Raw genomic sequence first — 8,543 nt, forward strand, 5'->3', positions numbered from 1 at the left:
AAGGATTTTCTAGAACAGAGGATGTGCTAGCATACTATAGTGGGGATAAGCTTTTAGCATATGATTTATATGAAGTTGATGCTGATTATGAAGAGGTACTCAAAATTAAATCATTTGATAAGGTAGATCAAAAAGCTATATATGTATCAGATGAGAATTCTAATATATTCAAAGTAAATACTACAAATAAAGAGATGTTTGAAAAGCTAAAAGAGCAATCGAATGATTCCGATATAAGGATAAAAGCTATACTTGCAGATAGCGATATTGGAGATGATGTGATTCTAAAAAGTTATGAAATAGTTGCAGATAGTGATAATTACGAGAATCAATTAGGTTTAGGAATTGTAGAAAATATAATAGCTGATGAATATGATGGAATGATTAACTTCAGATTTGAAAATTTATCAAGTAATTCAGACATAAGATATAATCAAAAGTACCAAGGAATAGAATTCTATGACCTTAGAGTGAAAGATAGAGATGAGTCAGTAGTTGATATATCTGAAAAGAATATAGATGAGCTAAAATTAGAATATGATTTAGAGCAAATTGATGCAGCTACGCTAGATGATAGAGAGGACGAAGAGGGATATTTTGCTGCAATCGTAGAAGATGATGATAATAAAGAAATAAGCTCTATAATTGCAATACGATCAGGTGAAAGAGGAATTAAAGGTAAAATAGTTGATGATAATTTTGTTACCGATGCTGGACAAGTTTATAAGATTGAAGATGAAATTTTGGTGCGTGGTGAGCTTTTTAGCGTAGATTTAGACGAATTTAACGATATATTCAAAGAAGATATCGAAGCCGTTCTAATAAAGCAAACACAAAATGAAGACTATTTGCTAAATGTAGTAATGGCAAGAAAGAAGTTAAGCGAAGAGAGAGAAGCTATTATGCTTGTGATAGATGGACCTGATGATGGAGAGGTGACTATTGCTAGAAAAAATGAAAAACAATCTGAAGGAATATTTGTAGATGGATTGAATTTAGAATCAGCAGGAGTAGACTCTAAAGATATAGTTGTTGCAAAGTACAGAAAGACAAATGATGGACAGAGCATTATAAGCTCTATCAAACCTTATTACAAACCATTTGCGAAAGAAAATAGCACTATATACAGGGTAAAAGAAATAAATGGACTAAAGTTGAAACTAGAGATGGGAGACTACAGATTAGATGATGAGAAGCATATAGCGGTGCAGAATTCTGTTTTAAAAGAATTTAAGGTATTAGATTCGGCACCTGTATTTGATGAAGTTTCATCAGAAGAATTGCATGTTGGAGATTATGTAAATGTAAAATTAGATGAAAAAGCTAACGTTGAGTTAGTATATATAATGAGTGAAAAGGATGTTGTGAGAATAGTAGAATAGTAAGTGGTAGTGCCAATGATGTTAAAGGGGATAAAAAATTATGAAGGATACAGGTCTTTTTTTAAAATTTATTTGCAGCTTGATTTTTGGATGTATTATTTTAGGAGGAAGCAGTTTAGCGGAGGCTGACGATTCCATTAGGTATATGATTTTAAATGGAGAAAGTATAGATTATGTTTTGGAAAATACTAAAAGCTTAGGATATAATCCAGAAATCTTAAGATTTAAGGCAAAAGTAATTATTGGAACTGACACAATCAGTTTTAATAAAAATTCTGAGGTATTTGAAGTTAGAGATAAAAAACTTGCAATGGATATTGAGAAAATAGTTGATAGACTTCAAAACAATAGAAATGCAGAAAAAAGCATATATAGAGCTATAATAAATAGAGTAGAAAATGCATTAGTAGTAGTGTCTTTAGAGGAAGTAGGCGTAACGGACTATAGTAATCTGTATTATTTGACGTCTTATAAAGAGGGAAAGTGTATATTCGATTTTAAAAATGGCGAATCTAAAAAATATAGAGGTTTAGAAGATTTATTTGAAATAAAAACTAGTGAGCGATTTAGGCAAATTGTAGAACAAAATAAATCTGGAGTTGTTGAGAATGGATATTATAAAATTGTATTGAATGAAGAGGGATGTGTAGATGCTCTTATTAGATACAGTGAAGAAACGAATCTAAAGTATTTTACTATGGGAAGAGAGCCTTTAGGAATTACATTAGATAAAAATTATAGAGATATGGCTGTAGTGGTTAAAGAATGGGATATCGGGAATGCTAGTAATGGGATAACTAAGGTGAAAATAAGTACTAAAAATAATGAAATATTTTATTTACCATTGAATATTGATGAAAACAGGCTGAAAAAACTTGGGTTTATAGAAAATCAATCAAGTAATACAAATAAGCAATATTCGGATCAATTGGTTTGGATGAGATTGAAATATGAAGGACAAAAACCAATTGAGGTGTATGATATTTTAGATGACAATATTAGAAACTATGAAGTATACCAATTAGTAAAGATGGAAGGTTCAAGGTGGTTGTTTACATGTAGAAATATTTTGGATATAAATAAAGTCAATGCTGGAGAATATAATCCTAAAAATACATTTGCGCTTAATATTGATAAATCAACTTGCAAAATAGGAAATATAAAAGTTGGAGATATAGTTGAGGTAGGATATGCTTTAGGAAAATTTTATGGTGTTAGGAATATTGATGAGAGTACACATGAAGTTAGTAAAGTGGAACTTGTACCAGTTCTAGATTTGGTAAATAAAGGAATAGATATTTATAATATGAGAGTTGGTATGGTTCTTGGTTCAAGAACTACTTTAGGATTCAAAGCAGCAGAAACGAATAAAGGAGATACACTTATAGAAGTTGGTTTAGCTGATGGTGGTCGAAATGTTGTAGCGGTGAATTCAAAAACTAAAATGTACGAACAGAGTGAAATAAGTTTAATTGATGATAGTATTGGATATTTTAATTCAAATGAACTTAGAAATAGTAATTTTAGTGAATTAAATGTGGGTGATTTGATATATTTTAATGCTGAAATTGGACCTGCAAAAAATATAATTAGAATCAATTATTCTTATTCAGATCTGAAGCATGGGATTGGAGAAGAAAGTTATATAATAAATGGTAATATATCTGAACTCCTATCAGAAGAAAATTATTGGCTTAAAAAAAATGGTACCTTTGAAAAAGAGAAAATAAACATATACGAGTTATATAATCCAAACAAGAGCGCTAGAGGAATTCTATTAAAGGATTATTATAGTTGTGATAGTTTGATAAAATTTGATGAAATTTTTCCATGTTTTGAATCTTTAGATTTTCATAGAGGGAAGCTTTTAAAAATGGGAGTTGTAGATTCGAGGTATGTACTAGTATTTCAAGAAAATGGTCAAAGTGTAGAAACTTATGTGCCACAAAATGTGTTAATTGATAGAGTTGAAAAAATATTAGAAATTGGAGATGAGGTTATATTTTATACAGATTCTAATTTGGCAATATTAGAATTTCAACCCGTAAAAGATTCTAACAGAACTAAAACAAAATTATTGGAATTTGAGAGTATAAAATTTATTAATGAAAATGTGGCGATAGTAGATTTGATAGATGACAAAAATAGAATAGCTAAAAATATGGTATTAGATATAAGAGCTATTGAAAATAGAATTATACCAAATAACGATGGGACTCATTCAGAGTATTTTGAAGAACGTGCATGGAATTATACAAAGTATCAAATCGCTCTTCTAGGAGATAATTATATTATTTTTGCTAAACGTTTTGATGAAGATAATATTCTCGAATAAAGAATTAACTAAAACAATTATTTATCATAATGTTAATGAGTTATGTATTGCTTTTAAAGCCAAGAGAGTTAACCTTTAAAATGTTAACTCTCTTGGCCTTTTTGTTAAAGTACTAATTTACATTATTTTGTTTGGATTGATTTCTAATATTATAATGTTATAACCCTATCTGCAAGTCTCTCGGCTTCATGCATATCGTGAGTTACTATAACTATCGTCAGGTCAAGCTCATCACGTAGTTTTTTGATTTCGGATTGCATAGCTTCGCGAAGATGAGCATCAAGATTGCAAAGCGGCTCATCTAGTAAAAGTAATTTAGGTGACATTATAAGAGCTCTAGCTAGAGCTATTCTTTGCTGCTGACCACCGCTTAGTTGGTGTGGGTATCTAGATTCAAAACCTTCTAGTCTAACGATTTTTAAATATTTTGACACCTCATTTTTTATAAATGATTTTTTTTGTTTTCTAATTTTCAATGGGTAAGCTATGTTTTCAAATACGGTTTTGTGTGGCCAGAGGGCATAGTTTTGAAATACCATCCCGATTTGTCTCTGTTCTGGTGGCACTAGGCATTTTTTTGAATATATTGGAATGCCGCTCAGTTTTATCTTACCGTGATCAGGAGATTCAAGTCCAGATATGCATGACAAAAGAGTGCTTTTTCCACAACCACTAGGTCCTACTATTGCCAATATTTCATTTTTTTGAACTTCCATAGAGAAACCACTGAGAACTTTTGTATCGCCGTAGTTCTTCCAAATTCTATTCATTTCAAGTAAAGTCTGACTCATATTATTGCCCTCCTTTGAAGGTTTTCATTTTAGATGCTAGGACTTTTAAAAATCCAGTTAGTACTATTATCACCACTGCTAGAGTTGATGTCATTTCTAAACCATATGAACTTGATTGAAGACCAAAAAGTAGTATTCCTAAGGTTTCTGTACCAGCAGAGTATAGTAATAATGCTATGGGAATTTCTCTGAGAGATATTATAAATCCTAGTATCCAGCCGGATTTTACACCTGGAAGCAACATAGGAAATGTGATATCCTTGAAAGCTTTTATAGGACTAGCTCCACAAAGTATGGCAGCTTGTTCCAGTGTGGGATCTTGATTTTGTGCTAGTCCAGATATATTTTTTATAGCTATTGGGAGAAATAATGTTGTATAAGTTATTATCAATATCCAGGGAGTCCCATAAAATTTAAGTGGTGGCTTAGTCCATGCTAAAGTGGCAGCAACTGCGAGAACTATATTTGGGAAAGCCATTGGCCAGCAGGCTATCATTTCCATCAATTTTCCTAATTTTGAATTACTAGTAGTGTTTAAACTTACTATTAGTAGAGCCAATAATGCTGCAAAACTAGCTGCTAGAGCGCCATAAAGAAGACTGTTTTTTAGGGCAGTTAGCATGAGAGGATGGTCGAATATTAAAGCTTTATAGTTATTTAGAGTTAGGTGGTCTAATGTAAATGACAATCCCCACCTTTTTAGAAATGAAGCTGAAATAATTGATATCAATGGAATTACAGTAGTCAAGCACTGAAATGTTACTACGATAATGATAACGGGAAGTTTAAGTTTGCCAAGTGGTAAGAGTTTTGGTTTTTGAGATTCTGACGTTTGAGTAGTAAATTTCATGTTGTGTAATTTTCTTTGCTGAACTACAAAAATAGTCCCAGAAAGAGCTACTAGAATGATTGAGAGAGCTATAGCTTGGTTTATTTCCAAATTTGTCAGAGTACTATAAATTCTAGTAGTTAGGACTTCTTTACCAACAGGTAGTGCTAAAACTGCAGCTACACCAAAGTTTGCCATGGTTCTGCTAAAGATTAAAAGTCCAACGGATATGAAACTAGGTGCTATCAGAGGGAGGCTAATTGTAAGTGTAGCTTTAAGTCTGCTAGCACCAGATAGTATAGCAGCTTGTTCAAGGCTTGGATCTAATGTCATAAATGCATTTTTGATAGACATATACATAAGTGGATATAAGTGAATTGACAATACAATTATTACAGCGCCAAGTGAATATGGTGAAAAAGTATATTGATCTATCAAGCTTGTACTTTTCAATAATTTACTCAAAAAACCATTTCGGCCGAAGATTTCTATCCAAGAAATTGCCAATATGTATGATGGTATTATAAATGTCAAAAAGCAGAGTTTATCGACGATTTTTTTGAATGGATAATCTGTTCTAGTAACTAACCAAGCCATGCTACCACCAAACAAACTAGTTAACAGAAAAGCTCCAATCGCTACATATAAGGTGTGTCCTACAGCTATGTAACTTCCAGAATCTTTTAATATACTCATATAGTTAGAGATGCTAAAATTACCATCTATGCTCAGACTTCGTATGATAAGTAAACTCAAGGGATAGATGATTAAAAGTCCTATTAAAATAAATAACAAAATAAAAGAAGCGGTCTGGCTAGCAGACCGTAATTTATGATTTTTGTGCTTAGAAATAGAATTATTTAAGCAAATATTATTTGTTTTGCATGATTGTTTTGAATTCTGATCTAAGAGCATCTTCATTTTCACTTGCCTTTCTCCAATTTATTGGTAGAACTTTGACATTATCTGGAATACCTAATGGCAGTTCAACATCGCTTCTAACACTTATAAATCCAAATTTAGTTGTTATAGTTTGAGCTTTTTTTGAAATTATAAAATCTACGAATTCGCGAGCTATAGTTTCATTTTCAGCAGGACGAGCTGGATTTTCTATTATAGCTATGGGTCTTTGAATTGCAAGAGCACCTTCATTAGGCCAAGCTATTTTTATAGGTAGAGTATAGCCTTCTTTTTTTGCTTTTTTTAATATTCTAATTGCCCCATCATGAGGTGCAATTCCTCCGTCAAATTCACCTGAGGCTATTTTTGTAGATACTTCTCCATTTTTTTTAGTTAAAAATAGATTGTTTGAATTCAGAGTACTTAAATAGTCAAAATTATTTCCACTCAGTTCATAAAGTGCAGATGTTAAAGCTAGAGCTGTGGAGGATTGAGTTGCATCTGCAAGTATTAAGCTACCATTCCAATCTATTTTTTCTAAATCAGCAAATGATTTAGGAATTTTTTTACCAGTTACGTTATCGGAATTGTAAAGTATGACTCCGTAGCGTTCACTAGCAATGGTATAGTAATTATCTCCAATTTTGTATTCCTCATTTAGAGAATCGTAACCATTTGGTTTATATTTTTCTAAAGCGTTTGCATCTGCTAGCTTGATGTACATAAGTGGATCAGATCCCCAGACTACATCTGCTTGGATTTGTCCAGCTTCCTTTTCTGTCCAAACTTTTTGTCTAAGAGGTCCACAGCCAAGATGTAGAAAATCAACGACATCGCCGCGAGATTCTTCAAAATTTTGTTCAAGAGCTTCAAGCATAGGAGTGGGTCCAGATATGTATACTGTGATTTTACCTGGTTTTCCATCATAATTTACTGTTGTTTCTTTTTCGTTCTGTGAATTAATATCAGCAGAGGTGCTTTCTTTAACTACTAAAGATTCATTAGTGCCGGGATTTAAGGAACCACTGCTATCCGTAGCTGATTGCATGCCACAACCACTGATGAAAAGACAACCTGTTATTAAAAAACTTAATGCTGCATATTTTAGCCATTTCATAAAATTCGCCTCCGTTGTAAACTATTTTTTTATTTGTATGTATTTTTTTACTTCCTTCGAGTCAAAAGTGTATATTAAATGAGAATAAATGTCAATGGTTAATGATAATTATTATCCGAAAAGAATTGGCGGTTTATTAAGATGAAGTAAGTATACGGAAAAAGTAAATTAAAGTTCGCAAATGTATTAAAAATGTAATGTTGTATATTTTTATTGTAATATGCGTTGAAAACAATTTGGCTGATACGTATAATGAACCTGCGAATATGTATAACAGATAATAAAGAAATTTAATTATAGGGAGGAAATTATGAATAAGGGGAAGAAAATTATATCGATGTCGCTAGCAGCATCAATGCTATTGTCAAGTGCTGCAGGCTTTGCTATACCGCAAGATACTGTTATAATTGGTCAAAAAGTATTTTTGTTGGACGATTTAGAGAATGATTCTCTAAAAGATGAAATTAATGAAGCAATAATGAGTGCTGAGGATATATATTACAGTATTAGTGGAATTACGAACGAACAATTTGTAGACATAGAAGATGGTTTGGTTATTAGTGATTCAAAAAAGAAAAATCTTGGAGAGTTAAATTTAGTAAAAGAAAAAGACCTCGAAATAAGATTCGATAACGTTGATGATGAAAAAGGAACGGCATTAGTTTCGACTAGAGAGGATATTGAAAGTTTATTTAATGATAAATTAGTTGACAAGATTGAATTAAAAAAAGAAATAGATTTAGGAGAGGAATCTCTAGAAATAACTAAATTAGTTGACATAGATTTGAACGGAAAAAAGTTAAGGGGTAATTTGGTTATAAAGACAGAAGAAAAAGGGAAAATCAAGATAGAAGGCGCTGGTGAAAATGCTGAGGGTGGAATAGAAGGAAAGATCACTATGGACGCTGAAAATGCTGAAGTGGAATTAGATACAAAGGTGTCGGAAATAGAGGCAAAAAAGCCTTTTAAATTGATAACAAAAAAGGATGCTAAGATTGAAAAGGTAGATGAAAAGTCAAAGGAAAAGATAGAGGCAAAGGATGAAAAGGGCGAAAATGTTGATATAGATAAAATTATAGACAAAAAAGAAGAAAAGCCTGAACCAAAACCTAAACCAAATCCAGAGCCATATATTCCTCCAACACCATCAAACCACGTACCGAATGCTAAGGATCAAATTATTGAAACG

The 8,543-nt window shown here is 31.9% G+C and carries 6 protein-coding genes; 3 read left to right on the forward strand and 3 right to left on the reverse strand.

Annotated elements, in window-relative coordinates; all coding sequences use genetic code 11:
* Together N4A40_10305 and N4A40_10310 are read left to right on the forward strand one after the other, a co-directional pair.
* On the forward strand, positions 1 to 1,382 hold a 1,382-nt coding region (locus N4A40_10305; protein MCT4662241.1), incomplete at its 5' end, for a hypothetical protein.
* 40 nt (positions 1,383 to 1,422) lie between these two features.
* Positions 1,423 to 3,717, forward strand: coding sequence for a hypothetical protein (locus tag N4A40_10310; GenBank protein ID MCT4662242.1), 2,295 nt, complete (start codon positions 1,423 to 1,425; stop codon positions 3,715 to 3,717).
* 149 nt (positions 3,718 to 3,866) lie between these two features.
* Here N4A40_10310 and N4A40_10315 read toward each other — a convergent pair whose 3' ends face one another.
* From N4A40_10315 to N4A40_10325, 3 genes are all read right to left on the reverse strand, one after another.
* On the reverse strand, positions 3,867 to 4,508 hold the full coding sequence (locus N4A40_10315) for an ABC transporter ATP-binding protein (GenBank protein MCT4662243.1): 642 nt from the start codon (positions 4,506 to 4,508) through the stop codon (positions 3,867 to 3,869).
* Between the two features lies 1 nt (position 4,509).
* The gene (locus tag N4A40_10320) at positions 4,510 to 6,033 is read right to left on the reverse strand and encodes an iron ABC transporter permease (GenBank protein ID MCT4662244.1); all 1,524 of its coding nucleotides are present in this window, start codon (positions 6,031 to 6,033) and stop codon (positions 4,510 to 4,512) included.
* 175 nt (positions 6,034 to 6,208) lie between these two features.
* The gene (locus N4A40_10325; GenBank protein MCT4662245.1) at positions 6,209 to 7,354 is read right to left on the reverse strand and encodes an ABC transporter substrate-binding protein; all 1,146 of its coding nucleotides are present in this window, start codon (positions 7,352 to 7,354) and stop codon (positions 6,209 to 6,211) included.
* Positions 7,355 to 7,664: 310 nt separating this feature from the next.
* On the opposite strand from N4A40_10325, the gene N4A40_10330 reads away from it, so the two are divergent.
* Positions 7,665 to 8,543: hypothetical protein (locus N4A40_10330; GenBank protein ID MCT4662246.1), on the forward strand; the 879-nt coding region annotated here is incomplete at its 3' end.

It is taken from the genome of Tissierellales bacterium, assembly GCA_025210965.1.
Taxonomy (GTDB): domain Bacteria; phylum Bacillota; class Clostridia; order Tissierellales; family JAOAQY01; genus JAOAQY01.

Bases quoted from the DNA above. Each gene is read 5' to 3' on its own strand.
- N4A40_10310 (MCT4662242.1), top strand. From the start codon at position 1,423: ATGAAGGATACAGGTCTTTTTTTAAAATTTATTTGCAGCTTGATTTTT.
- N4A40_10315 (MCT4662243.1), bottom strand. From the start codon at position 4,508: ATGAGTCAGACTTTACTTGAAATGAATAGAATTTGGAAGAACTACGGC.
- N4A40_10320 (MCT4662244.1), bottom strand. From the start codon at position 6,033: ATGAGTATATTAAAAGATTCTGGAAGTTACATAGCTGTAGGACACACC.
- N4A40_10325 (MCT4662245.1), bottom strand. From the start codon at position 7,354: ATGAAATGGCTAAAATATGCAGCATTAAGTTTTTTAATAACAGGTTGT.